General features: G+C 63.1%; 19 protein-coding genes. 17 read left to right on the top strand and 2 right to left on the bottom strand.

The window, feature by feature from the left end; all coding sequences use genetic code 11:
• The first annotated feature begins 103 nt into the window (after positions 1-103).
• Positions 104-1465, top strand: coding sequence for a hypothetical protein (locus C2L71_RS05080; RefSeq protein ID WP_103264699.1), 1362 nt, complete (start codon positions 104-106; stop codon positions 1463-1465).
• A gap of 82 nt (positions 1466-1547) precedes the next feature.
• Here C2L71_RS05080 and C2L71_RS05085 read toward each other — a convergent pair whose 3' ends face one another.
• Positions 1548-1991: a GatB/YqeY domain-containing protein gene (locus C2L71_RS05085; protein WP_103264700.1), complete on the bottom strand. Its 444-nt coding sequence runs from the start codon at positions 1989-1991 to the stop codon at positions 1548-1550.
• A gap of 298 nt (positions 1992-2289) precedes the next feature.
• Here C2L71_RS05085 and C2L71_RS05090 point away from each other — a divergent pair, with 298 nt between their 5' ends.
• The 10 genes from C2L71_RS05090 (at position 2290) to C2L71_RS05135 (ending at position 13862) form a co-directional block, all read left to right on the top strand.
• On the top strand, positions 2290-2778 hold the full coding sequence (locus C2L71_RS05090) for a PH domain-containing protein (protein WP_103264701.1): 489 nt from the start codon (positions 2290-2292) through the stop codon (positions 2776-2778).
• Entirely contained in the window at positions 2778-4835 is a 2058-nt protein-coding gene (locus C2L71_RS05095; protein WP_239926386.1) for a PH domain-containing protein, read from the top strand. Before C2L71_RS05090 ends, C2L71_RS05095 begins: the two co-directional genes overlap by 1 nt.
• Positions 4836-5044: 209 nt before the next feature.
• Positions 5045-5674 (top strand): PAQR family membrane homeostasis protein TrhA, encoded by a 630-nt coding sequence (trhA, locus tag C2L71_RS05100; protein ID WP_187143276.1) that lies wholly within the window; start codon positions 5045-5047, stop codon positions 5672-5674.
• Between the two features lie 134 nt (positions 5675-5808).
• Positions 5809-7143, top strand: coding sequence for a hemolysin family protein (locus tag C2L71_RS05105; protein WP_103264703.1), 1335 nt, complete (start codon positions 5809-5811; stop codon positions 7141-7143).
• On the top strand, positions 7140-8183 hold the full coding sequence (locus C2L71_RS05110; protein WP_103264704.1) for a PspC domain-containing protein: 1044 nt from the start codon (positions 7140-7142) through the stop codon (positions 8181-8183). Before C2L71_RS05105 ends, C2L71_RS05110 begins: the two co-directional genes overlap by 4 nt.
• A gap of 332 nt (positions 8184-8515) precedes the next feature.
• A complete protein-coding gene (locus C2L71_RS05115; RefSeq protein WP_103264705.1) occupies positions 8516-9310 on the top strand; it encodes a CMP-2-keto-3-deoxyoctulosonic acid synthetase in 795 nt (264 codons plus the stop codon).
• 232 nt (positions 9311-9542) lie between these two features.
• Positions 9543-10202, top strand: a complete 660-nt coding sequence (locus tag C2L71_RS05120; RefSeq protein ID WP_103264706.1) for a potassium channel family protein — start codon at positions 9543-9545, stop codon at positions 10200-10202.
• A 44-nt stretch (positions 10203-10246) separates the two neighbouring features.
• Positions 10247-10918 carry a potassium channel family protein gene (locus tag C2L71_RS05125; RefSeq protein ID WP_103264707.1) on the top strand — a complete coding sequence of 224 codons (672 nt, stop codon included), beginning with the start codon at positions 10247-10249 and terminating at the stop codon, positions 10916-10918.
• 138 nt (positions 10919-11056) lie between these two features.
• A complete protein-coding gene (purB, locus tag C2L71_RS05130) occupies positions 11057-12400 on the top strand; it encodes an adenylosuccinate lyase (RefSeq protein WP_103264796.1) in 1344 nt (447 codons plus the stop codon).
• Between the two features lie 223 nt (positions 12401-12623).
• Complete coding sequence (locus C2L71_RS05135) at positions 12624-13862, top strand: CaiB/BaiF CoA transferase family protein (protein ID WP_103264708.1); 1239 nt, start codon at positions 12624-12626, stop codon at positions 13860-13862.
• A gap of 120 nt (positions 13863-13982) precedes the next feature.
• Here C2L71_RS05135 and C2L71_RS05140 read toward each other — a convergent pair whose 3' ends face one another.
• Entirely contained in the window at positions 13983-15338 is a 1356-nt protein-coding gene (locus tag C2L71_RS05140; RefSeq protein ID WP_239926388.1) for a Tat pathway signal protein, read from the bottom strand.
• Between the two features lie 483 nt (positions 15339-15821).
• Between C2L71_RS05140 and C2L71_RS05145 the strand changes: the two genes are divergently transcribed.
• From C2L71_RS05145 to C2L71_RS05170, 6 genes are all read left to right on the top strand, one after another.
• Positions 15822-16532: a response regulator transcription factor gene (locus C2L71_RS05145; RefSeq protein ID WP_103264709.1), complete on the top strand. Its 711-nt coding sequence runs from the start codon at positions 15822-15824 to the stop codon at positions 16530-16532.
• An 87-nt stretch (positions 16533-16619) separates the two neighbouring features.
• A complete protein-coding gene (locus C2L71_RS05150) occupies positions 16620-18182 on the top strand; it encodes a sensor histidine kinase (RefSeq protein WP_187143283.1) in 1563 nt (520 codons plus the stop codon).
• A gap of 73 nt (positions 18183-18255) precedes the next feature.
• A complete protein-coding gene (locus C2L71_RS05155; protein WP_103264711.1) occupies positions 18256-19134 on the top strand; it encodes a phosphoribosylaminoimidazolesuccinocarboxamide synthase in 879 nt (292 codons plus the stop codon).
• Positions 19135-19317: 183 nt separating this feature from the next.
• Complete coding sequence (locus C2L71_RS05160) at positions 19318-20061, top strand: hypothetical protein (RefSeq protein ID WP_239926390.1); 744 nt, start codon at positions 19318-19320, stop codon at positions 20059-20061.
• 68 nt (positions 20062-20129) lie between these two features.
• Positions 20130-23846: a phosphoribosylformylglycinamidine synthase gene (locus C2L71_RS05165; protein WP_103264712.1), complete on the top strand. Its 3717-nt coding sequence runs from the start codon at positions 20130-20132 to the stop codon at positions 23844-23846.
• Positions 23847-23923: 77 nt separating this feature from the next.
• Entirely contained in the window at positions 23924-24673 is a 750-nt protein-coding gene (locus C2L71_RS05170; RefSeq protein ID WP_103264713.1) for a GNAT family N-acetyltransferase, read from the top strand.
• The last annotated feature ends 23 nt before the right edge of the window (positions 24674-24696 follow it).

Consider the following 24696-nt stretch of genomic DNA (forward strand, 5'->3'; position numbering starts at 1 on the left):
GCGCATCGACTTCCATCTTTTATGGGCGCGGTTAAGGTATACTGGCCCTATCTAATCATCGTAGGCGCGCAGCGCCGTCGACGACAACAGGTGAGGACGAACCATGGACGATCAGAACAAGCCCAACCAGCCTGCGCCGGAGCAGCCGGCGCCCGAGCCGCCTGCCGAGCCTGCTGCTCCCGCCGAACCGGCCGAGCCCGCCGCGGCAGCCGAGCCCGCCTCGGACGAGTCGCTGCCTGCGGTCGAAGCCGCTGCAGACGAGTCGCTGCCTGCAGAGTCGACCGCGCAGGCTGCCGGCGCCGACGCGCCGTCCGCACAGACCGCCCAGTCCTTCCAGCCGGGCGATGCCGCTCCTCAGTCGCCTACCGCGCCGGTACCGCCGCCGGTACCGCAGCCCTTCACGGCCGGCGCGCCGCAGCAGCCGACCGGATTCGCAGGTCAGCCCACGCAATCGTACGGAACGCCGCCCGCTTCGGATCAGTCCGCGCAAGCGTACGGCCAGCCCGCGCAACCCTATAGCCAGCCCACCCAGGCATACGGCCAGCCTCCTGCATCCGGCTATCCTCAGCAGCCGGGTCAGCCGCCCGCACCCGGCTATGGCCAGCCTCAACCCTACTACCAGCCAGCTCAGTCCGGCAGCGGCAAGGCGACAGGTGCGCTTGTCTGCGGTATTCTGGCGATCATCTTCTGCGGTCTGCCCATCGTGGGCATCGTGCTCGGCATCGTTGCCATCGTGCTTGCGTCAAAGGCTGTGAAGTTGAGCGGCAAAGATGGCAAGACTACCGCGAGCAAGGTATGCGGCATCATCGGCATCGTGTTCTCGATCATCTGGTTCATCGTCGGTATGGTGGCCGGTTGCACCGCTTTCTATGAGGCGATCGATTCGTCCGTATCGTCCTCTTCCTCCGGTCTGATCGCCGATTCGTCGAGCGGATCGGCCGGCGGTTCCTCGGATGCCGCCGAGGAAGAAGCGGCTCTTGAATCCGCCGCGAGCGCACGGCTCGATACGTACAAGAACGTCGACGCCGCTGTTGTGGAGCGACTTGCCGCCGATATCGATCAGTCCTTTCTGGACGATAACGGCTTCAGCTTGTCGGACCTGGGCGTCGAAGCCTCCATGCTGGCCGAATGGATGGTCTCTGATTTTGATTACGAGCTGGACGGCGCGTACCCCTTCGACGATGCCGGCACCGTCTACGCCGATGTGACGCAGCGCGACGGCAATGAACTGGCCTCGCAGTTCTCGGACAACGTCCAGGCCGCCGTCGACGCTGGCGAGATAGACACGACGGACGAAGCGGCTGCGATGGCAAGCATCGGCGAGATACTCAAAAGCACCATGGAATCAACGACCGACTTGACCACATACTATGTGAGCATCGAGTTTGTCAAGCAGAACGGCGAATGGGTCATCGATGAAGACGCATGGGCGGAGCAAGAGGAATACCTGTTCAATCTGTACTGATCTTCCGCGTTCGCCTAGATGCGGAGCGGAGGCGGTCAGGACCCGCCTCCGCTCCGCGTGGTGTGACTGCGAGGCGCTGTGCCTAACCCAGGCGCTGCCCCAGCTCCTTGGCGGCCTCCGCTTTGTCGAAATTGCCGGCAGTGCGCTTTCCAAGCGCGCCCATGACGCGGCCCATGTCCTTCTTCGTGGTCGCTCCGGTCTCCTTCAGAACGTCGTCGATGAGGGCTGACAGCGCAGCTCCCGATACTTGCTCGGGCAGATAACTTTCCAAGATGGCCACCTGCCTGGCCAGCGTGTCGGTTCGTTCCTGGTCGTTTCCGGCCTTGATGGAGCCTTCGAGCGTCTCCCCGGTTTGCTTGATGAGGCGCTTGAGCATGGCGTCTACGTCTGCATCCTGGATGTCTCGTCGTTCGTTCACTTCGATGTTCTTTATCTCGCCATGCACCTGTCGCAGGATCGACAAGCGCACCTTGTCCTTCGCCTTCATGGCGGCCTTGATCTCGTCCTTCAATTCCTCGTAGCGCATAGATCCTCGCTTTCCTGTCCGATTGCGCGCGTATGCGTTTCGGCTTCGAGTATACCTTACGCCGGACGGGCATGTGCGCCGTCTGCTGTCGCATGCGCAGCGGGTACCGCCGTATGCCTCCGATCGTCGTTGCGGATGCGTCCGGTGGCTGACCGCCGCGTGCGCAGGGGTATGAACGGTGCAAGCCAAAAGGGCGGCTCGTAAAATCCTTGCGACAATGCGCGAGCGGATTCAATCATGTCCGGTGGCTCTGGTAGTATGTCTAGATTATCTGAAAACAGGCGATCGAAGGACGATTATGAGAGACCTGCCCACCAACCAGCTCGATCCGAAGATCAAAAATGTGTGGCGCATCAACGACGCAATCTGGCTCACCGTCGTGTTCCTGGGTTGCTTCATCCCGTTTGCCATCGCGGCGGTTGCGGAGCCTGCGGGCTGGATATTCATCGTATTGGCTGCGGTTGCGATCGCCTACGTCGTCGCCCTGGTCGTATGGCTCGTTGTGTTGCCGCCCATCCGATATGTGCGGTGGCGCTACGAGATGTCTCCCGAATATTTGGACATCGCGCGCGGCATCATATGGCGCAAGCGCTTTATCATCCCCTTCATTCGCGTTCAGAACACCGATACGCGGCAAGGACCTGTCTTGCGGGCGTTCGGCCTGTCGAGCGTCACTGTGGCTACAGCCGCAGGCGAACATGAGATACCCGGTCTTGGCATGGAAGAAGCTGAACAGCTGCGCGATCGTGCAGCCGAGCTTGCGCGTTTGGCCCAGGAGGACGTGTGATGACGGATTCGCATCAGCAGCACCAGCCCGGCGAGTTCGGTCAACCCGGCATGCCGCCCCAACCCCAACCCGTCACGCCTCAGCCCCAGCCTGGCATGCCGCTTCAACCGGTGCCCGGCGCGCAATCCCAACCCGGCATGCCGGTCGGCGCGCAACCGTGCTATCAGCCCGGCGTCCAGCCCTTGCCCGGCATGCCGTTGCCGCCTCAACCTGGCGCGCAATCTCAACCTGGATTTCCTCCGATCGGCGTTGCGGCTGCGTCTGCCGGCCAGCAAGGAGCGCCTTTCGGCCAGCCGGAGCGTCAGCATGTGCACCATAGTTACATCTGGCTCGGCAGCCTGAGCACGGCGTTCATGGTGCTTGTCATCATGTTCTTCTCCGGCTTCTCGGCTATCGTGGGCGCGCTGGCCGATGGGGAATCGATAACGCGCGGTGACCTCCCTATGCTCATATTCATCATCGGCGGCGTCGTGCTCGTGTTCGTTCTGGTGGTTGGGTTGACGGCGGCCTACCAGGTGGTCGCGTACAAGCATCTATATTACGAGCTGGGCCCCGAGGAGTTCAACCTCTTCCGCGGCATCTTCAACAAGAAGCGCGTCCACGTTCCCTATCAGCGCATCCAGTCGGTGGACCAGCGCGTGACGCTGCTGCAGCGCATCTTCGGCGTGTGCACGGTCAGCATCGACACGGCAGGCGGTGCGTCGAACAAAGCTGTCACCGTCCCGTACGTGCAGAAGACGAAGGCTGAGGAGCTGCGGCGCGAGCTGTTCGCCCGCAAGCAGTATCAGGCGGCCGTACAGAGCGGCATCGCGGTTCAAGGCGGCTCTGTGCCAACCGCAACCGCTGCGGCGCACGCAGGCGCCGGCGCGGCCGACGGAAACGTCTTGGACGCTCCCGCCGAGATCTGGCAGGATGTGCGCGGCGTGTTCGGAGGGGCCGCCGTCGATACCGGTCGCGTCACCTTCGAATACGGCATGTCCAACAAGGAGCTCGTCTTTACGGGGCTCTCGAACAATACGGCGTTCATCGTCGTGGTCCTCGGCATTTTCGGTGCGGTTGCGCAGTTCGCCGGCGAGATCGCACCGTTGCTGTTCGGAGCATTCGAACCGATGGTGGGAAATGTGACCACGTTTGGCGCGCGTCTATTCGGCGGCAACATCGTGGCGGCCGGCATCGCCGCGTTCGTGGTGGCGGCTGTGGTGCTCTGGTTGCTTTCAGCTGTGGGCACCTGTATTTCCTACGGTGGGTTTCGCGCCTGTCGACGTTCGAACCGCATCGAAGTAGAGCACGGTCTTCTGCAGCATCGTTTCCAAGGCGTCGATGTCGACCGCGTGCAGTCCGTTGTGGTGAAACAGGGCTTCGTTCGCCGTCTGCTCGGATACTGCGAACTTTCGCTCGGCAAGATAGACGCTGCCGAGGAAGGGCAGGAGCAGCAAAACGGCCTCAATCAGCAGGGACTGGTCATCCATCCGTTCGTGAAGCTCAGCCGCGTGCCCGAGATACTCGCGGGCATCATTCCCGAGTTCTCCGACGTACCGGCCGAGAACACGCCAGTCGCGCGGGTGGCGTTGCGCCGCGCCCTCATCCGCCGCTGTATTTTGCAGGGATCGGGCTTTTGGCTTGCCGTCGTCGTCATCGTCGCTCAAATTTCGATCAATGCGCTCATGGGATCGTCCTCCTCCTCCGAGGACGTGTTCGTCGTGTGGCTTGCGAACATGGGGGCCATCATCGGCTACGCACTGTGCCTTGTGCTGTTCGCGCTGGACGCGGTGGGAGCCGTACTGTGGTATCGCGGTTCGGGTTTTGCGTACAATCGCCGTTTCATGCAGGTGAGCAACGGCGGCTTCTCGCGCGAGACCATCAGCTTCCCGCGCAAGAAGATACAGTTCGGCTACACGAAGACGAATCCGTTCCAGCGCCGTGCCGGTACGGCTACAATCAACGTGAGGACGGCGGCGGGCATCGGAGGCACGACCATCAGACTCATCGATGCTCGAGAAGAGGATGCGGCCGCCTGGCTCGAATGGATCAAGCCGCGGGGAACTATGATAGAGTGACGAGTATGAACGAATCTGCGACAACCGAAAAGCGGGGCGCTTCGAGCGCCGACCGGGGCAGTCTTGCTCCCGAACGATCGGCTGAGTCTAGCGGATTGGCGCACCCGCCTTCGGTTTGGGTACCGTCGCAGCTCAAGCCCGAAGATGATGCACATGAGAACGGACATCGAACTCCCGGCGTTTCAGCGCGTGCCGCAACGAAGCACAGCGTGCGCGAGTACACGGCGGGCGAGGAGGTGGCCAACTCCGTCTCGCATGGTCTCGGAGTGCTGCTTGCCATCGCGGCCATTCCCGTGCTCGTCGCGCGGGCTCTGGACGACGGTGGCGGAGTGTACCTGTTCGCTGCGCTCGTATACACCTTCACGATGCTGCTCGAGTACACGATGTCGACGCTGTATCATGCTCTCACCGCCGAGCGAGCGAAGAAGATATTCAAGATTCTCGACCATAGCTGCATCTACCTATTCATCGCAGGCTCCTACACGCCCTTCTGCCTCATCTCGCTTGCCGATGCCGGGGGGACGGCTTTGTGTGCGTTCGTGTGGATTGTGGCTCTCGTCGGGGTTGCGTGCGAAGCGTTCTGGGTGTTTCGCCCGCGCTGGGTGTCGGCCGTGCTGTACCTGCTCATGGGCTGGTGCGTCATCTGGTTTTTGCCGGCTCTCGTTCAAGCCATTCCCGCTCCCGGCCTATGGCTGCTCGTGGGCGGAGGGGTCTGCTATTCAATCGGGTGCATCTTCTACGTTCTGAAGAAGGTGCCCTACATGCATTCGATATTCCATCTCTGGGTCCTTGCCGGAAGCATTCTGCAATTCCTGGCAATCATGTTGTACGTCATGTAGGCGGCCGCGTGCAAGAGCGCGCGGGCATGACAGCCCCATGATTCCCCGGAGGCCCGATGTCGCCGGGCGCAGGCGTCGATAAGGGAGGTAGACGGCGCCGTCCACCGCTTATGAAGGAGTTGAACGCAGTACCTATGGAAGTTTGGGTCAGTATTGTCGTCACGTTCGTGCTGGTTCTCATCAATGGGTATTTCTCGATGTCGGAAATGGCCCTCGTCAACGTCAGGCATGTGCTGCTGCAAAAGGATGCGGACGAGGGAGATCAGAGCGCTCGGCGCGCGCTCGATCTGGCGAGCGATTCAGGACAGCTTCTCGCCACTATCCAGGTGGCCATCACGCTCGTGGGATTCTTTGCGTCGGCTGCTGCGGCAACGAATCTTTCGGAACCGTTCGCCTCATGGCTGTCGGGCTTCGGCATTGGATGGCTGTCCTTCGCCGCGCCTGCGCTCGCGCCTGTTCTTATCACCCTGGCCGTGTCGTATCTGAGCATCGTGGTGGGCGAGCTCGTGCCCAAGCGCATTGCGCTGGCTGATGCAGAGCGCGTGAGCAAGGCTGTCGCCGGGCCGCTCGCCATATTCCAGAAAGTCGCGTCGCCGCTCGTAGCGCTCACATCGGCTTCTGCGAATGGATTGTCGCGCCTGCTGGGCATTAAGAGCGCCGACGAGCGCCAGAGCGTATCGGAAGACGAGCTTCGGTTCATGGTCGCCGACAACGACGAACTGCTCGAGGACGAGAAGCGCATGATCCACGAGATTATCGACCTCGGCGACATGACGGTGCGCGAGATCATGCAGCCGCGTGTGGATATGATCCTCGTCGAAGACGACGACACGGTGCGCCAGGCTGTTGATCGCATGCGCGGGACGGGCTACTCGCGCCTACCCGTATACCACGAGGATATCGATCGGATCGTTGGCATCGTCCATTACAAGGATCTCGTGGGACCCCTCATGGACGGCAAGGAGAACGACCCGATCGTCGGATACGCGTATCAGGCAATGTTCGTGCCCGAGACCAAGGACATCTTCCCGTTGCTTGCCGAGATGCAAACGAAACGTCAACAGATGGCTATCGTTGTTGACGAGTACGGCGGCACCGATGGTTTAATAACGATCGAGGACATCGTGGAGGAGATCGTCGGCGAGATCGAGGACGAAACGGATCGCGAGAATCCATTCATCAAGCAGGTGGACGATGGCGTTTGGATCGTGGACGGTCGGTTCCCTGTTGAAGAGGCGGAAGAGCTCGGGTGGCCTGTTCGGGATTCCGACGATTACGAAACCATTGCGGGCTGGCTTATGAGCATGCTCGACTCGGTTCCCCAGACTGGCGACGAGTTCGAATTCGACGCGTACCGTTTCAAGATCCAGGAGATGCGTCGCCGCCGCATTATGACCATCCGGGTCGAGCGCATGTCCGGTTCGGACGAGGAAAACGTTCTCGAAAGGCACGATCAGGAGGAAGCGTGACAGACGAGAAGCGGCTGTATCGATCGCGCGAGAGGCTCGTTGCGGGCGTGTGCGCCGGTATCGCCGAGTATTTCAACGTCGACCCGCTGGTTGTGCGCATCCTGGCGATCGTGCTGACGCTTGCCTCGGGCGGCGTGCTGGCGCTTGCTTACGTCGGTTTATGGATCGCCGTGCCCATGGCCCCCGAGGTATTCGCGCCTTTGGACGTCGAGCCGCACGCGGTGCGCTCGGACACGTACGGCTCTGTCGATTGCGGGGAATCACATCCATCCGCGGTTCCCCGTCCGTCCGTTCCCGCCTCGATGACGGGGTGCTCCCTGTCGGGCTACCCCGGTGCAGGGCATGTGCCTCCCGAGCCGCCGCCGGCGATGGCTCGGTCGCGGCCGATGCCGGGTGGAGCGCCGGCCCCTCCGAGATCGTACGTCCCCTCCTATCCCGATGCCGCTGCGCCGGGATTCGTCCCGCAGCAGGTTGCGCCTGCGCGGCATACGGCGCCCGCCCAAGAGGAGCGGGTTCCCGCGCCCCAGCGCGACGAGTCCGACCGCAGGGAGGCTGCGGACGTTCACGTGAGGACTGCGCTCCTGATCGGATCGTTGCTGCTGACCCTTGGCGTGAGCGTGCTTGCATCCGAGTTTGTCCTCGGCGCATCCTGGTGGCAGTTCTGGCCGCTTGTGCTCGTTGTCCTGGGTATTCTGCGCATGGTGCTCCCCGATTCCGAGGGTTGGCGTCTGGACGGGTTCGCCGGCGGATTCGTGGTGTTCTGCGTCGGAGCGACCTTGATGCCGATGAGCCTGGGCATCGTCGCATGGCGCACGATCGGCGTTATGATCGCCCATGTATGGCCGTTGCTCTGTATCGCGCTCGGGTGCTTCGTTCTGGGCTGCGTTCTTAAATCGTCCGTCCTCAAGCTTGCGGCATCACTGGTGTTCGCGGTGTTCTGCGCGGCGGGATTACTGTTGTTCGGAGTGCCGGGACCCGTGGGAGAGCTCGTGCTCATGGCTCCGTACGGTCGCGAATACCGGTTTCCCTTCTTCGGTTGAGCCTTTTCATCCGGGCGTCGTTCGGATTGCCGTTCGCTTCTCGATTCAGTCAGGATGCCGCCTGCCGACGATGCATAGTTCGTTCGCTTGTTTGCCATGTTTTCCGTGTGCAGAGCCATCTGCAGTTTTGGGAAAATGCGATTTGTCAAGCGAACAAACCGTGAACCACCTCTTCACACTTTTTTGATATTCGGCCGCCGCTCGGCTAAAATGGACGTCGTCACAACAGCATATCGCCCATTCCGGCAGCAACCTCCCTTACAACAAACCACGCTGTCAACCGCTTCGGCGGTTTGGGGTGCTGCGCTGTGGTCTGAAAGGGAAACGACGTTTTGGCACAGAAGCGGTTCAAACAACGGAAATCGAGTTTCGCCGCGCGGGTGATCGCAGTCGGATGCGCTTCGAGTATTCTGGCGGGATGCATCGGCATCGGCTTCGCTTCCGCGGGTAGTGGAGCCTCTCAGGATGCCGCATCGTTTGGCCTCGAATCGAACGTCGCCGCTTCCAACGAGGATGCGATGGTGTCTTCCCCTATCTCCGACACGTCTGCGAGCGAGTCGCTTACCAAAACGGCATCGCGCGATATTTCCCAAGGCATCGCCGCTATTGAGGCCGAGGAAGAAGCCGCGCGCATCGCTGCCGAGGAAGCTGCCCGTGCCGAGGAAGAGGCGCGCATCGCCGCGGCCGAGCAGGCAAAGGCTGCCGCCCAGCAGACGTCGGCCGAATCGGCCATGGGCTCCCTTGGCGACGTCGACTGGTCGGTTGGCAAAGATGCTTTCCTTGCCGAGTGGACCTCTCGTATCGATTCCTACCTGGCTGGATCGCCTCTTGCGGGACAAGGGGCCGTGTTTGCGGAGGCCGCCTGGAACAATAGCGTGGATCCGCGCTGGTCGCCCGCTATTTCCAACACCGAAAGCTCGAAGGGCGAGAACTGCTTCAAGCCCTACAACGCATGGGGCTGGGGCCAATCTGGTTGGTCGAGTTGGGAAGAAGCTATTAACGCCCATGTGGCTGGCCTCGCGTCTATGTACGGCTACACCATTTCATACGGCAACGCTCAGAAGTACTGCCCCCCGAACTACGATAACTGGTTCAAAGACACCCTCTCCCAAATGAAGATGATCTAGCGCTTTGTGCGCGAGGCCTTGCGTATGCGGCGGTCGTTCGGCTGCCGTTTTTCTTTGCGGACGCAGCGCATGATGGCGGTACTCTCTTGCGGACGCAGCATAGGCGGCTGCATTCTGCGTCTTTCGCGATCGTTGCCGTTCGATGCCGGCGCTGGCATCGTGTGCGGCATATGCAGTATGCTATGGCACACAGCATAGGCGGCGCCGCTTGGCGCCTTATGAAAGGACTTGCATGAACAACGTGATCGTTGTCGGCTGCGGCCGCGTAGGATCTCAGTTGGCGAACATGCTTTCGGACAACGGCAGCAACGTGTGCGTCATCGACCGCAATGCCGACGCGTTCGCGAACCTCGGCCGCTCCTTCAACGGCTCCACCGTGCAAGGTGTGGGCTTTGACGAGGAGACGCTGATCAAGGCCGGCGTCGAGGATTGCGACGTCATGGCCGCGGTTACCCAGTCCGACAACACGAACCTGATGGTGGCCGAGGTGGGGAACCGCTTGTTCGACGTGCCGCATGTCATCGCGCGCCTGTACAACCCCGATCACGAACGCGCTTATATGCAGCTTGGCATCGACTATGTGTGCGGAACCTCGCTCGTGGCCGAGGATGTATTCAGCAAGATCGTATCAGGCCATGGATCGCACCTCGATACGTTTGGCGAGTTCGAGGTATTGCGCTTTTCCCTCGATCTCACGTGGATGGACCGACGTACTATACGCGTCTCCGAGCTGGAGCGCGACCACGATATCCGTATCATCGCGTTCGAGCGCGGTGATGGTTCGGCAAGTTCTATCCCTACGCGCGATTCCATCCTCTACAACGGCGACTCGGTGCTCGCCTGCGTGCGCCATGAGCTGATCGAGTCGTTCTCGAAGTACATTCAAGATTGACCTCCGGATGAGGGCGTCCTGCGCCCGTCACGAAAGGATGCGGTATGTACATCGTCATTGCGGGCGGCGGAAAAGTCGGCGAGTATCTGGCCTCGGTGCTGTTGCAAAGCGGCAACGATGTGGCTGTCATCGACAAGGATCTCACCACTGCAAACAGGCTTTCGGTGGTGCTGGAGGGCCGTTACTTGGTTATTCACGGCGATGGATGCGATTCGAAGTTTCAAGAGGATGCGGGCATCCGTCGCGCCGACGTGTTCGTAGCAACCACCGGCCAAGACGACAACAATCTCGTATCGTGCGAGATCGCTCAGCGCGTGTTCAACGTGCCGCGCTGCATTGCGCGTGTGAACAGCCCGAAAAACCTTCGCATCTTCAAGGAGGTCGGCATCGAATGCGTATCGTCGACGACGCTCATCGCCAATCTCATCGAGGAGGAAACCTTGCTTGGCAGCGTGAGCGTGGCTTCGTCGCTCACGCATGGTGACGTGCTGCTGTCGGAGGTCGTCGTACCTCGCATGCGCCACCACTCGAATGAAGCAGGCGTGTTGGCGTCGTCCATTCCAATGCCCGACAACAGCCTGATCGCGGCGGTGAGCACCAAAGACGACGTGGAAGTGGTGAGTGAGGAAACGGTGCTGTTTCCCGGCGATAAGGCCGTCGTCGTGGCTGATGCTTCCGTGCTCGACGAGGTGCGGGCGCTCTTCAAGGGGCTGTAGGGTTCCGCAAGTCTCCCTATGGTGGAATCTGCCGATACTGCGCCTGTTCGCAAGGCGCGAGGCGCTCGCATGCATCCGCTTTCCGCCACGGCGCGTGGTATCATAGCTGCGTCGAAAAACAGCGGGAGAGGAAGCAGCGTGATCAACCGTTACACGCGCCCGGCGATGGGCGCCATCTGGGAGCTTGAGAACAAGTTCAACATCTGGAAGGAAATCGAGGTGCTGGCGTGCGAGGCGCAGGCCGAGCTGGGGCAGTCCGGCATCACGAAGGAGGAGGCCGCGTGGATCCGCGCGCATGCCGACTTCACTGTTGAGCGCATAGACGAGATCGAGAAGGTGACGAACCACGACGTCATCGCGTTCACCACGAACATGGCCGAGTACATCGACGCCGATGTGCCCGAGGGGCAGGAGCCGCCCAGCCGCTGGGTGCACTACGGCATGACCTCGTCCGACCTGGGCGACACGGCGCTGTCCTACCAGATCACGCAAGCGATCGACATCATCCTCGAAGACATCAAGCAGCTGGGCGAGACGTGCAAACGCCGCGCGTTCGAATTCCAGGAGACGCTGTGCGTGGGCCGCACGCACGGTATCCACGCCGAGCCCATGACGTTCGGCATGAAGTTCGGCAGCTGGGCCTGGGCCCTCAAGCGCGCCCAGACGCGCATGGAGGAGGCCCGCAAGGTGGCCGCCACGGGTGCCATCAGCGGTGCCGTGGGCACGTATTCCAGCATCGACCCGTTCGTCGAGCAGTACGTGTGCGAGCGCCTGGGGCTTGAGGCCGACCCGCTGTCCACCCAGGTGTTGGCGCGCGACCGCCACGCCCAGGTCATGGCCGGCCTCGCGGTGACGGCATCCACGCTGGAGTCCATCGCCATGCAGGTGCGCCTGCTGCAGCAGTCCGACGTCATCGAGGCCGAGGAACCGTTCGCGAAGGGCCAGAAGGGGAGCAGTGCCATGCCGCACAAGCGCAACCCCATCACGGCCGAGCGCGTCTGCGGCCTGGCCCGCACCGTGAAGTCCAACGCGCAGGTGGCCTTCGACAACGTGGCGCTGTGGTACGAGCGTGACATCAGCCACTCCGGCGCCGAGCGCGTCGCGCTGGCTGACAGCTTCATCGCGCTCGACTACATGTTCGGCAAGATGCAGTGGATGCTCGACGGCCTGCAGACCTACCCCGCCAAGATGGAACACAACCTATGGCGCACGCGCGGCCTCATCTTCAGCTCGAAGGTGCTGCTGGCGCTCGTGGACACGGGCATCAGCCGCGAAGACGCCTACGTCATCGTGCAGCGCAACGCCATGAAGGTGTGGGAAGATATCCAGAACGCCGTGGACGGCCCCACCTACCGCGAGAACCTCGAGGCCGACCCCGAGGCGAACCTTTCGACCGAGGTGCTCGACGAGATATTCGACCCCTGGGACTTCCTCACCCGCAAGGACGTGGTGTTCGACCGACTCAAGGAGTTGGAGTTCTAAGCTTCAAGGTTGCGCAGAGGATCCGAGTCTGGCGCGGCACCATTGCAGAAGCGCTTGTCGCGCTTCGATTTGGGCAGATCCCCCCGATTGTCGCAGCAAATTTGACTCTCGCGCTTGCCAAGGTGCACAATGAAAGCAAGCGCATCCTGAAGCTGGGATTCCGGTTTGCATCGGGGATGATGCTCGTGCAAGATTCAATATTCGACGAATCAGGGAGGTAGCCATGTTGCCACTGAAAGGCGTTAAGGTAGTCGATCTGACCACGTTCCTCGCCACGCCAACGACCGGTCGCGTGCTGGGAGAGTGGGGAGCCGACGTCATCAAGGTCGAGTCGGCCAAGGGCGATCCCGGGCGCGTGAATCAGGCGGTCGTGTTCGGCATGACGGCGAGCGACGATGAGAACCTCGGATTCGACATGGCGAACATGCACAAGCGTTTCGTCTCGCTTAACCTCAAGAACGAAAAGGGCCTCGAGGTCATGCACAAGCTGCTGGCCGACGCCGATATCTTCATCACGAACAACCGCACGAAGTCGCTCGCGAAGATGGGCCTTGATTGGGAGAGCCTCCATGCGAAATATCCGCGCCTCATCATGGGGCATGGACTTGGCTACGGCAAGAAGGGGCCCGAAAAGGATGCGGCGGGCTTCGACGTCACGTGCTACATGGGGCGCGGCGGCGTGTTCGGCACCACGGTGAACAGGGGAGACGCCCCCATGATTCCGACGAACGGCTACGGCGACTTCCAGGCGTCGATGTTCTTGGCAGCGGGCTTGTTGGCCGCCTACATCGGTCGCGAGCAGACCGGCGAGGGCGACTACGTTACCTGCGCGTTGCAGCATGCAGGCATTTACGCGCTGTCGACGGGCATGGTGTCGGCTCAGTACGGCAACCCGTACCCGAAGAGCAGGACGGAGGTCAACAATCCGCTCAACAACGTCTTCCATTCGAAGGACGACAAGTGGGTGGTGCTCTGCCTGCCCGAATACGATCGCGATTGGCCGCGCGTCATGAAACTTATCGGTCGCGAAGAGCTGGCCGAGCACCCCGACTATTCAGTGTGCCAGACAGTCAACGACAAGGGCCTCGCCCCCGAAGTCACCAAGATCCTCGACGACGGCTTCGCTCAGTTCACCCGCGAAGAGCTGTTGAAGATGTTCAAGGAGAACGACATGCCGTGCGAGCCCGCACAGACGCCGCTTGACGTCTACGAGGACCAAAACGCTCTCGTGAACGAGTACATCGCCCCGGTTCCCTATCCGAAGGGCGACCGCTGGTGCCCGACGGCGCCCGTGCAGTTCGAGCTGAACGATTCGCTGGCGCTCGAGCCCACTGGCATGCTTGGCTCGGCGACGGCCGACGTCATGAAGGAGCTCGGCTATTCCGACGACGAAATCAAGGCTGCCATCGAGGAAGGCGCCGTCACTGAAGCAACGCCGCTCAAGGTGTTGCAGGGTAAGTAGCGGACAGCCATAGGCTCGCACAGCTAACAAGGCAAACGATTCGAACGAGACCGCGCCTCGGCGCGGTCTCGTTCGACGTGCACTCTAAGAAAGGCTGCAACCACTCCCAGGGGATCGGCACTACGCGAGCGGCTTCCAGACCTTCACGACGCAGCATTTTCGCGGCTCGCCGTTTACCGGGTTGTCATCGACGTTCGTGAACGTGACGATACTGTCGTGCACGCCGGTAGTGGCCAGGTACTCGCCGTAATCATCCGCGCCGTTTTCGATTTCGAAGCGGAAGCTCTCGTTCGCATTCAAGTCGATGCCGCACACGTTGAGCGTGGACTTCACCATAAGGTATGATCCGCACCAGGCGGGAGCGGCGGTGGGCGTACGGTTGAACCGGAACCAAGGCACGTCGCTGTAGCTGCCCTCGGTTACGGTGACCGTAGGAGCGTATGTTCCCAGGTTCGCGATGCCTCCGCCGTAATTGTAGATAGCGTCGAACGAGAACAAAAAGCCCGTCTGCCCGTACCCGGCTTCAAGAGGCCGCATCGATGTCGGTAGCGCCATGGTGTCCAACACGTCGTTCGTGCGTGCGTCGAGACGCGTGAGCTGGTAATGGATGGAAGACGTGTCGGTGCGCGGCGAGATGACGACGGAGTCTGCCAAACCGTAGGGAGGCGTGGCCATACGGCCGTTCGACGTGAAGGCGATTTCGGCATCGGATGCGCCCATGGTCGCGCGTTTGAGTGTGGAGCCCTCGGTTTTTTTGCTGCCGTCAATTCGGGGCAGCACCTGCCAAAATGCCCGATCGCCCACAGCGGCGATCGTGGGCGTCTGCCATTCGCCGTCGCCTTCGTCAACCAATGCCGGCTCGCCGATGCTCGACCCGTCCGAGGTTGCGGTGTAGATGCGCCACGTGCCGTCGAGTATGTCCGCTTCCGTCCAGATCACGCCTTCCGATGTGGCTCGCACATCGTAGATTTCAAAACCCTCGGCGGTGCCGACAGCTTGTTCGAGCACCGTGATGCACGAACCGGAACCGAGGGCGAGCAAGCCCACCTGGGCGATAGGGCTCGACTGCTCCGTGGGCAACAGGCAGGCGGCGATATCATCGTCATTCGCCCAGACGAGCGTCCCGTAAGGCAGCTCGAAACTGCCGGCGAGCGCCATGCGCTCCGATGCATCGACCTCCGAGCAAGCGTCAGAGGTGGTGACGGAGCTTTCAGGCACCGTAAGCACGGCCAGGTCGTCGGACGAGGCGCTCTGCATCTGGTCGACGATGACAGAGCCTCCGCCGGCAAGGGCCGCGACGGCCCCGACGCCCAAGGCGCCGAAAAGGAAGTGGCGCCTTGTGAGCAGCACATCGCCGCCGTTCGGTGTAGGGATGTGGAAGCCGCCGCCGGATCCTCCCAAGACGCCGCCGGGACCGTTTGAGCCGCCTGCTGCCCTCGGGCTGCGTGCTCCCGCCGCCCGATGCGTTCCGCCCACGCTCGTCGATCCGCGCCCGTTGGGCCCGTCTGCGGTTCCGCCGGTTGGACGTCGATGCGCGCCGCTTGGACGCGGGCCGCTCGAGCCGCCTAAGCCGGCGACGTTACCAACGCTGGGCGCTTCGCCCCTCCGGCCGCCACCCGATGCTGCGCCGCCCAGTCCGGCGACGTTTCCGACGTGACCGCCGTGGGATCCGCCCGTCCTGCCGCCGGCGTACAGCGAGCCGTTCGCAGAGGCCGACCTCCGGCTGGCGCGTCGTGCTGCTGACGAGTGCGATTTGGCGTGATGAGAGTGTGTTGATCTGCGGGTTACCATGGTGTTTATTGTGTCATTTCACGCACAGGTTCGAGCCCGTTCGAGTCTAATTGCTACAATAAACGCAAACACGACCTATGCGCTCGGAGCTGGCCTGTACAGGGAAGGAAGCGGGCCGAGCGGGCTCCGTGAGAACTCGGAAAGACGACGAGCTTGAGGAGTGACCCTATGAGCAACGAAACACGACGCATCCTTTTGGTTGAAGACGAAAAAGCCATCCGCGACGCCGTGACGGCCTATCTTGAGCGTGAGAATTACTGGGTGACGGCGGTCGGCGACGGCCAGGAGGCGCTCGAGGAGTTCTCGAAGCACCATTTCGACCTGGTCATCCTCGACCTCATGCTGCCCCGCGTGCCGGGCGAGCGCGTCTGCCGCGCCATCCGCGACAACTCCGACGTGCCCATCATCATGCTCACCGCGAAGGGCGAAGTGGAAGACCGCATCATCGGCCTGGAGCTGGGCGCCGACGACTACCTGGTGAAGCCGTTCAGCCCCCGCGAGCTGGTGGCCCGCGCTCGCGCCCTGCTGCGCCGCGTGCACGCCGATTCGGAGCCGCAGCGCGAAGTGCTGGAGTTCGGCGAGCTCACCATCGACGTGTCGGGCCACAAAGTGCTGGTCAACAACGAGGAAATCGACCTCACCGCCAGCGAGTTCAAGCTGCTCACCACGCTCTCTCGCTACCCCGGACGTGTGTATTCGCGCATGGAGCTGGTGGAGAAGGTGCTGGGCTACGACTTCGAGGGCTATGAGCGCACCATCGACAGCCATGTGAAGAACCTGCGCGCGAAGATTGGCGACAACCCGCGCAGCCCGAAATGGCTGCACACCGTGCACGGCGTGGGCTATCGCTTCGAGGACCCCACCAAGGTTTCCCAGTAATCCGACGTGGAGGAAGCGAGGCGACAGGATCCTGCTGACGGGCGGGACTCGTGCGAATCGAGGCAGCGCTCGGGCGGCGTTGAGCGCGTGACGGTCGAGGCCGACGGCGGTGCAACCGGCCCCATTGTCCTTCCCGCCGGCGACGAGGCCGGGAAACGCAAGCGCACGCATCGGCGACTGCGGTGGGATAACTTCACCTATACGACGCGCGTCACCGCGGCATTCGCGTTCGTTGCCGCGATGACCGCTCTTGTGGCCATCGGCGTGCTTTCATTCGTGTGGGAGCAGCACTTCCAAACGTACACGCAGGAGAACATGAAGTCTCTCGCGGAATCGACCGCGCGGAACATCGAGGAAATCTACGACGAGACGGGCACGCTCGACGACCCTCGCGTGATTGCCGCCGCTGAGTATGCGGCAACAATGAACAGCGGTATCGGCGTGTCCATCCGCCAAAACGGAGGCGGCTTCATTTGGGACTCCACCCAGGTGGGGGAGTCGGGCAGCGATTGGAGGTCAGACGCGGGAAGGTTATCGCTCGCCCCGCAGCCTTCTTCGAACAGCCAGTTCGCCTATGCGAACATCGAGCACGATGACAGAGCGGTCGGCTCCGTAAATGTGTGGGTGCTCGGATCTCAAACCCTGTTGCGCTCGGCAGACGAGGAGTTCCGCGACAATTCCTACCAGGCTATGGTATTCGCCACGGTGCTGGCCATCGTGCTTGCTTCGTGCATCGGGTTCCTGTTCGCCCGTGCTCTCGTCAGCCCTATCAACCGCATGACAAGAACCGCCAAAGCCATCAAGGAAGGCGATCTGTCTGCGCGCACGGAGCTGCACGGCGAAGACGAAATCGCGCGACTTGGCGAGACGTTCGACGCCATGGCCGATTCCATTGAGCGCGATCGCGAGCTTGAGCGCCGGCTGACCACCGACGTGGCCCATGAGCTGCGCACGCCGCTCATGGCGATACAGTCCACCGTGGAGGCTATGGTGGACGGAGTGTTCGAGGCCGACGAGGAGCGGCTGGAAACGGTGAACTCTGAGGTGCAGCGTCTCAGCCGTCTGGTCGATGCCATTTTAAAGCTCTCGCGTCTCGAAAACCGTTCAACTCCCATGAAGACGGAGGTCGTGGACGTCGGCGAGCTTATCGAGGGCATCGTGGCCACGCATGAGGCGTTCGTGGCGGATTCGAACCTCACACTTACCTACGAAATGGAGCGCAACGTGCGGGTGCTCGGAGATGCCGATATGATCCGCCAGGCTACCGCCAACCTCATCTCGAATGCGGTTCGCTATACGCCAGAAGGCGGGCATATCACGGTGCGCGTACGTCGCGGCGACATCATGGCGGCCATCCAGGTGGAGGATACGGGCATCGGCCTTACGCCCGACGAAGCCAAGATGGTGTTCTCGCGATTCTGGCGCGCCGACGCGGGGCGCACGCGCGAGAGCGGAGGGTTGGGCATCGGACTCTCGGTGGTGAAAGAGATCGTCGACCGGCATCATGGCTGGGTGCAGGTGGAGGGGTGCGCGGGCGTAGGAGCTTGCTTCACCATCCACATCCCGCTATACACGGGAGAGGATCAGAAAGCGGTACGTCCCCCGAAGGCGCAGAAATCGCGCGGAAAGTCGCGCAAAGATCAGAAATAGACGATAATGGGATATGGCGCGCGCAGGGGCGGGCGCCATGCGGAGTTGTTGAGAGAGCAACGAAAGGACCAGCATGGCCGGAATTGACATCACACCCGACGCGCAAGGCAAAGTGCGCGATCTGTACGACCTGGGAGACAGGCTCCTGCTGGTGGCGACGGACCGCATCTCAGCGTTCGATTACATCTTGGAAGACGAGATCCCGCACAAGGGCGCGGTGCTTACGCAGCTGTCGTGCTTCTGGTTTGAGCTGCTGGACGGCGTGGTGGAGAATCACCTCATCAGCGCCGACGTGGCCGACCTGCCCGAGCAGTTCAAGCCGTACGCCGACTACCTGCGCGGGCGCTTCATGCTGGTGAAAAAGGCCGACATGTTCCCCGCCGAGTGCATCGTGCGCGGCTACCTGGCCGGCAGCGGACTGGCGGAGTACCAGAAACAGGGTACGGTGTGCGGCATTCAACTGCCTGAGGGCCTCGTGAACTCGTCGAAGCTGCCCGAGCCCATCTTCACGCCGTCCACGAAGGCCGAGATAGGCGACCACGACGAGAATATCAGCTACGAGCGCCTCGTGGAGATCATCGGCGAGGACGACGCCTCCAAGCTGCGCGACCTGTCCATCAAGGTGTACACCACGGCGCGCGACCATGCCGAGAAGCAGGGCATCGTCATCGCCGACACGAAGTTCGAGTTTGGCCGTCTGAACGGCCAGATCATCCTGGCCGACGAGGTGCTGACCCCCGACTCGTCTCGCTTCTGGCCGGGCGACGAGTACGCCGAGGGCAAGGACCAGCCCAGCTTCGACAAGCAGTTTGTGCGCGATTGGCTGAACGCGAACTGGGACCGTCAGGGCAACCCGCCCCGCCTGCCCCAGGACATCATCGATCGCACGAGCGAGAAGTACATCCAGGCCTACGAGAAGATCACGGGCCGGACTTTTGTTCCGTTTGTCTAGCGACAAGCGGAACTCCTCGACGCTGCGGGGCGCCGAGGCACCCGATCTCGGCGCTCCAAGCTTTGCCCACGTGCGCAAGCACGCTTCGCAAAGCTTTCGCGCCAATCCCGGGCACCTCGGCGCCTCTCGCTGACTTTGCGAGACCTGCGAAGTTCAAAAGCATTCAACAAGGAGCAACATACCATGTCCCAACGCAACCCCATGAACGACCGTTATCAGACCGACGAGCATGTGGGCAAAACCCGCAAAAGCGCCGCGTCGGCAAAGCCGAAGACCAAGGCCGCTGCAACGGTGCGCGTGCAGTCGACGAAGAAGCCCAAGAAAAAGGGATTCTTCGGCGGCGGAGGCGGTGGCAACCAGCAGAGCAAGTCGGCCAAGAAGCTTGAGCGTGAGAAGCGCGCTGAGCTGAACAGGAAGTATTACCACCCGCCGACTCGCGAATACCAGCGGATGCGCAAGCTGTGGTGGGGCCTCATCATCGGAGCTATCGTCTGCGGCGTCGTCACGTTCGCCGGCCAGCAGCTTCTACCTACGCCTCTGGTGTACGTGTTGCTGGCCGTCACCTACCTGTTGGCAGTGGCCGCACTGCTGCTGGATTCCATGAAGATTCGCAAGCTGCGTCGTATCTATCAGGACCAGATGGAGCACAAGAGCAAGGACATCCGCGCCATGGAAAAGGCGGAGCGTGCGGCCCAGAAAGCCCAGCAGCGCGCCGCCAAGGAAGCTTCCGAGGGCGAGCCTGCCAAGGAAGAAGAGCCCAAGAAGCGCGGCCTGTTCGGAAGCGGCTTTCGGTTGAGCAAGGCTGAGAAGGAAAAGGCGGCGAAGGGTTCGTCCGACGAACCAGCCGATCAGAGCGAGACCTCTGCACGCGAAGCCGCTTCAACTGAGCCTGCTAAAACCGGTAAGCAGGACAAAGCGTCGAAGTAGCCGTACGCCGGCAGGTCGAAATCGACGAGCAGTGGAATCGCAGGATTCGATGAAGTAAGGTGGGAACCATGGTTTCTCGCGTGTATGTTGAGAAGAAGCCCGGCTTCGACGTGGAGGCGCAGCAGCTCGCGCACGAGCTGCGCGACATCTTAGGGATCGAGCGGCTCGAAGGCCTGCGCCTGGTGAACCGCTACGACGTGGAGGGCATCTCGGACGAGCTGTTCGAGCAGTGCGTGCCCACGGTGTTCAGCGAGCCGCAGTCCGACGTGGCCACTTTGGAGATGCCGGCGGCGGAAGGCGCAGCCGTGTTCGCGGTGGAGTACCTGCCCGGGCAGTTCGACCAGCGCGCCGACTCGGCCAGCGAGTGCATACAGCTGATCAGCCAGGGCGAGCGCCCCGAGGTGCGCAGCGCGAAGGTGTACCTGCTGGAGGGCCCGCTCGCCGACGAGGACGTGGCCGCCATCAAGCATTACGTGATCAACCCCATTGAGGCGCGCGAGGCCTCGCTCGAGCCGCGCGAGACGCTGCGCATGGAGCAGCCCGTGCCGCCCATGGTGGAGACGGTGGAGGGCTTCCTCGACCTGGACGAGGCGGGGCTCGCGGTGTTCATCGCCGACCGCGGCCTGGCCACGGATCTGGCCGACCTCGCGTTCTGCCAGCGGTACTTCGCGGAGGAGGGGCGCAACCCCACCATCACCGAGATCAAGATGATCGACACCTACTGGTCCGACCACTGCCGCCACACCACGTTCGGCACGGTGCTCGACGACGTGCGGATCGACGACGAGGCCGTGCGGGCGGCCTTCGAGAAGTACCTGGCCATGCGCCACGAGCTGGGCCGCGACGAGAAGCCGGTGTGCCTCATGGACATGGGCACCATCGGCGCGCGCTGGCTGAAGGCGCAGGGCATCCTCACCGGGCTCGACGAGTCCGAGGAGATCAACGCCTGCACCGTGAAGGTGAACGTGGACGTTGACGGCGAGGAGCAGGACTGGCTGTACCTGTTCAAGAACGAGACGCACAACCACCCCACCGAGATCGAGCCGTTCGGCGGCGCGGCCACCTGCGTGGGCGGCGCCATCCGCGACCCGCTTTCCGGGCGCAGCTACGTGTACCAGGCCATGCGCCTCACCGGCGCGGCCGACCCGCTGGTGCCCGTGAGCGAGACGCTGCCCGGCAAGCTGCCGCAGCGCAAGCTGGTGACCACGGCCGCGGCGGGCTATTCGTCGTACGGCAACCAGATAGGTCTGGCAACCGGCCAGGTGAACGAGCTGTACCATCCCGGCTACGCGGCCAAGCGCATGGAGATCGGCGCGGTGGTGGGCGCGACGCCGGCCGACCACGTGCGGCGCGAGACGCCGGCTCCGGGCGATGTGATCGTGCTTTTGGGCGGGCGCACGGGCCGCGACGGCATCGGCGGCGCCACGGGATCGTCGAAGGCGCACAAGCTGGAGTCGCTCGAGACGTGCGGCGCGGAGGTGCAGAAGGGCAACGCGCCGGTCGAGCGCAAGATCCAGCGCCTGTTCCGCCGCGGCGACGCGTGCCGCATGATCAAGCGCTGCAACGACTTCGGCGCGGGCGGCGTGTCCGTGGCCGTGGGCGAGCTGGCTGACGGCCTGTTCATCGACCTGAACAAGGTGCCGAAGAAGTACGAGGGCCTGGACGGCACGGAGCTCGCCATCGCCGAGAGCCAGGAGCGCATGGCCGTGGCGCTGGCGTCCGAGGACGTGGACGCGTTCATCGCGCTCGCGCACGAGGAGAACCTCGAGGCCACGCCCATCGCCAAGGTCACCGAAGAGGCGCGCGTGCGCATGGTGTGGAACGATGCCGTCATCGTGGACGTGAGCCGCGACTTCCTCAACAGCAACGGCGCGGCCAAGCACCAGAACGTGCATGTGGCGCCCGGCGGGAGCTACGAGCGCACGTGGGAGGGCGAGACGCTGGCCGAGCGCCTGGGCGCGCTCGTGCGCGACCTGAACGTGTGCTCGAACAAGGGCCTGTCGGAGCGCTTCGACTCCACCATCGGCGCGGCCACGGCGCTCATGCCGTTCGGTGGCGCGCGCCAGCTCACGCCGGCAATGGCCATGGTGGCGAAGCTGCCCGTGTTCGGCGAGACCTCCACGGTGAGCGGCATGGCCTGGGGCTTCAACCCGTACCTCACGGCGGCGAACCCGTTCGTGGGCTCGTACATCGCCGTGGTGGAGAGCGTGGCGAAGCTGGTGGCCGCCGGTTTCGCGCGCGAGGACATGTACCTCACGTTCCAGGAGTACTTCGAGAAGCTGCGCGACGAGCCCGAGCGCTGGGGCAAGCCCGCCGCGGCCGTGCTGGGCGCGCTGATGGCGCAGGTGGACCTGGGCGTGGGGGCCATCGGCGGCAAGGACTCCATGTCCGGCAGCTTCGAGCAGCTTGACGTGCCGCCGACTTTGGTGTCGTTCGCGACGGCCGTGGGATCGATCGACCGCGTGACGTCTCCCGAGTTCAAGGGAGCCGGCCATCGGGTGGCGCGCATCGCTCCCGCGGCTTACGACGGCGTGGTGCCCGAGGCGGCGGGGCTGCTGGAGGCCATCGCGGTTGTGGAGCGCCTCATCGGCGAGGGCGCGGCGCTCGCCGTGTCGACGCCCGGCTACGGCGGGACGGCCGAGGCCCTGTTCAAGATGTGCGTGGGCAACGGCATCGGGCTGGCGCTGGACGAAGACGTGACGGCCGACGAGCTGTTCGCTCCCGCCTACGGCAGCTTCCTCGTGGAGCTGGCCGACGACGCCGCAGTGCCCGCCGCCGGCGACGCCGTGCGCGTCGACGTGCTGGGCGAGACGACGGAGGCCTACCAGTTCGCCGCCTGCGGCGAGACGATCCCCCTCGCCGACCTGCAAGAGGCCTGGGAATCGCAGCTGGAGCCCGTGTTCCCGTACCGCGCCGAGGGCGAGCGCGTGGAACCGGTGTCCTTCGGCAGCGCCACGCCCCTCACCTACAACGGAACCATCGCGCGTCCGCGCGTGGTGATCCCCGTGTTCCCCGGCAACAACTGCGAGTACGACTCCGCGCGTGCCTTCGAGCAGGCGGGGGCCGTGGTGGACACGTTCGTCATCAACAACCTCACGCCCGACAAGGTGGCCGAGAGCACGGCCGAGCTGGTGCGGCTCATCAACAACAGCCAGATCATCATGCTGCCGGGCGGCTTCTCCGGCGGCGACGAGCCCGACGGCTCCGCCAAGTTCATCACGGCGTTCTTCCGCGCCCCCGCGGTGACGGAAGCGGTGCGCGACCTGCTGCAGAACCGCGACGGCCTGATGCTCGGCATCTGCAACGGCTTCCAGGCGCTCGTGAAGCTGGGCCTCGTGCCGTTCGGCGACATCCGCCCGATGGACGAGAGCTGTCCCACGCTCACGTTCAACGACATCGGCCGCCACCAGAGCCGCCTCGTGCGCACGCGCGTGGCGTCCAGCCTGTCGCCGTGGGTCTCGCGCTGCGAGGTGGGCGACGTGCATACGGTGCCGGTGAGCCATGGCGAGGGCCGCTTCGTGGCGAGCGACGAGCTGCTCGCCCAGCTGCGCGACGCTGGCCAGATAGCCACGCAGTACGTGGGGGCGGATGGCCAGCCGTCCATGGACCTGGACGTGAACCCCAACGGCTCCGCCTGGGCCATCGAGGGTATCACGAGTCCCGACGGCCGCGTCCTCGGCAAGATGGGCCACAGCGAGCGCCGCGGCGCGGGCCTGTACCGGAACGTTCCCGGCGACCTGTTCCAGCCCTTGTTCGAAGGCGGCGTGGGCTACTTCACCGACTAAGCGTCCCCATTGGGGACGTTCGAGCGGCGCGTCCTTCGGGGCGCGCCGCTTTCTCGATTGAAAAGGACGGGATGCCCATGGAGTCCGAATTCGTCAACCTCACGCTGGAGAACCTCGCCGACGAGCACCTCTCCTGCCTCATCCGCGTCAAAAAGCCCCATCCGGGCGTCGAGGCGAAGCGCCGATGGCTGGCCGACCGGCTGCGCGAGGGCCACGTGTTCCGCAAGCTGCAGGTGAAGGACCCGGTGTTCATCGAGTACGCCCCGCTTGAGACGGCGTGGGTCCCCATCGTGGGCGACAACTACCTGTACGTGTACTGCCTCTGGGTGTTGGGCGCGTCCAAGGGGAAAGGGTACGGGCGTGCGCTCATGGAGCACTGCCTTGCCGATGCGCGCGAGCAGGGCAAGTCGGGCGTGTGCATGCTGGGCTCGAAGAAGCAGAAGTCGTGGCTGTCCGACCAATCGTTCGCGAAGAAGTTCGGCTTCGAGGCAGTGGACGCCACGGACGACGGGTACGAGCTGCTTGCCCTGTCGTTCGACGGCACCGTGCCGGCGTTCGCGCCGCGCGCCAAGGCGCAGAGGATCGAGCGCGACGAGCTGACGATCTACTACGATTTCCAGTGCCCTTACGTGCCCGGGCATATCGCCGCGGTGCAGCGGTACTGCGAGGAGAACGATGTCCCGCTGACGTTGATCCAGGTCGATTCGCTGCAAACGGCGAAGGACCTGCCCTGCGTGTTCAACAACTGGGCCGTGTTCTACAAGGGCACGTTCGAGACCGTGAACCTGCTGGACACCGCGTATTTGAAGCGGATACTCAAGAAGTAGGCGAGACTCCGGCGAAGGAGGTG

It is taken from the genome of Enteroscipio rubneri, assembly GCF_002899715.1.
Lineage (GTDB): Bacteria > Actinomycetota > Coriobacteriia > Coriobacteriales > Eggerthellaceae > Enteroscipio > Enteroscipio rubneri.

Coding starts and splice junctions, on each gene's coding strand:
- C2L71_RS05080 (WP_103264699.1), top strand. CDS start 104: ATGGACGATCAGAACAAGCCCAACCAGCCTGCGCCGGAGCAGCCGGCG.
- C2L71_RS05085 (WP_103264700.1), bottom strand. CDS start 1,991: ATGCGCTACGAGGAATTGAAGGACGAGATCAAGGCCGCCATGAAGGCG.
- C2L71_RS05090 (WP_103264701.1), top strand. CDS start 2,290: ATGAGAGACCTGCCCACCAACCAGCTCGATCCGAAGATCAAAAATGTG.
- C2L71_RS05095 (WP_239926386.1), top strand. CDS start 2,778: ATGACGGATTCGCATCAGCAGCACCAGCCCGGCGAGTTCGGTCAACCC.
- C2L71_RS05105 (WP_103264703.1), top strand. CDS start 5,809: ATGGAAGTTTGGGTCAGTATTGTCGTCACGTTCGTGCTGGTTCTCATC.
- C2L71_RS05120 (WP_103264706.1), top strand. CDS start 9,543: ATGAACAACGTGATCGTTGTCGGCTGCGGCCGCGTAGGATCTCAGTTG.
- C2L71_RS05125 (WP_103264707.1), top strand. CDS start 10,247: ATGTACATCGTCATTGCGGGCGGCGGAAAAGTCGGCGAGTATCTGGCC.
- C2L71_RS05135 (WP_103264708.1), top strand. CDS start 12,624: ATGTTGCCACTGAAAGGCGTTAAGGTAGTCGATCTGACCACGTTCCTC.
- C2L71_RS05145 (WP_103264709.1), top strand. CDS start 15,822: ATGAGCAACGAAACACGACGCATCCTTTTGGTTGAAGACGAAAAAGCC.
- C2L71_RS05155 (WP_103264711.1), top strand. CDS start 18,256: ATGGCCGGAATTGACATCACACCCGACGCGCAAGGCAAAGTGCGCGAT.
- C2L71_RS05160 (WP_239926390.1), top strand. CDS start 19,318: ATGTCCCAACGCAACCCCATGAACGACCGTTATCAGACCGACGAGCAT.
- C2L71_RS05165 (WP_103264712.1), top strand. CDS start 20,130: ATGGTTTCTCGCGTGTATGTTGAGAAGAAGCCCGGCTTCGACGTGGAG.
- C2L71_RS05170 (WP_103264713.1), top strand. CDS start 23,924: ATGGAGTCCGAATTCGTCAACCTCACGCTGGAGAACCTCGCCGACGAG.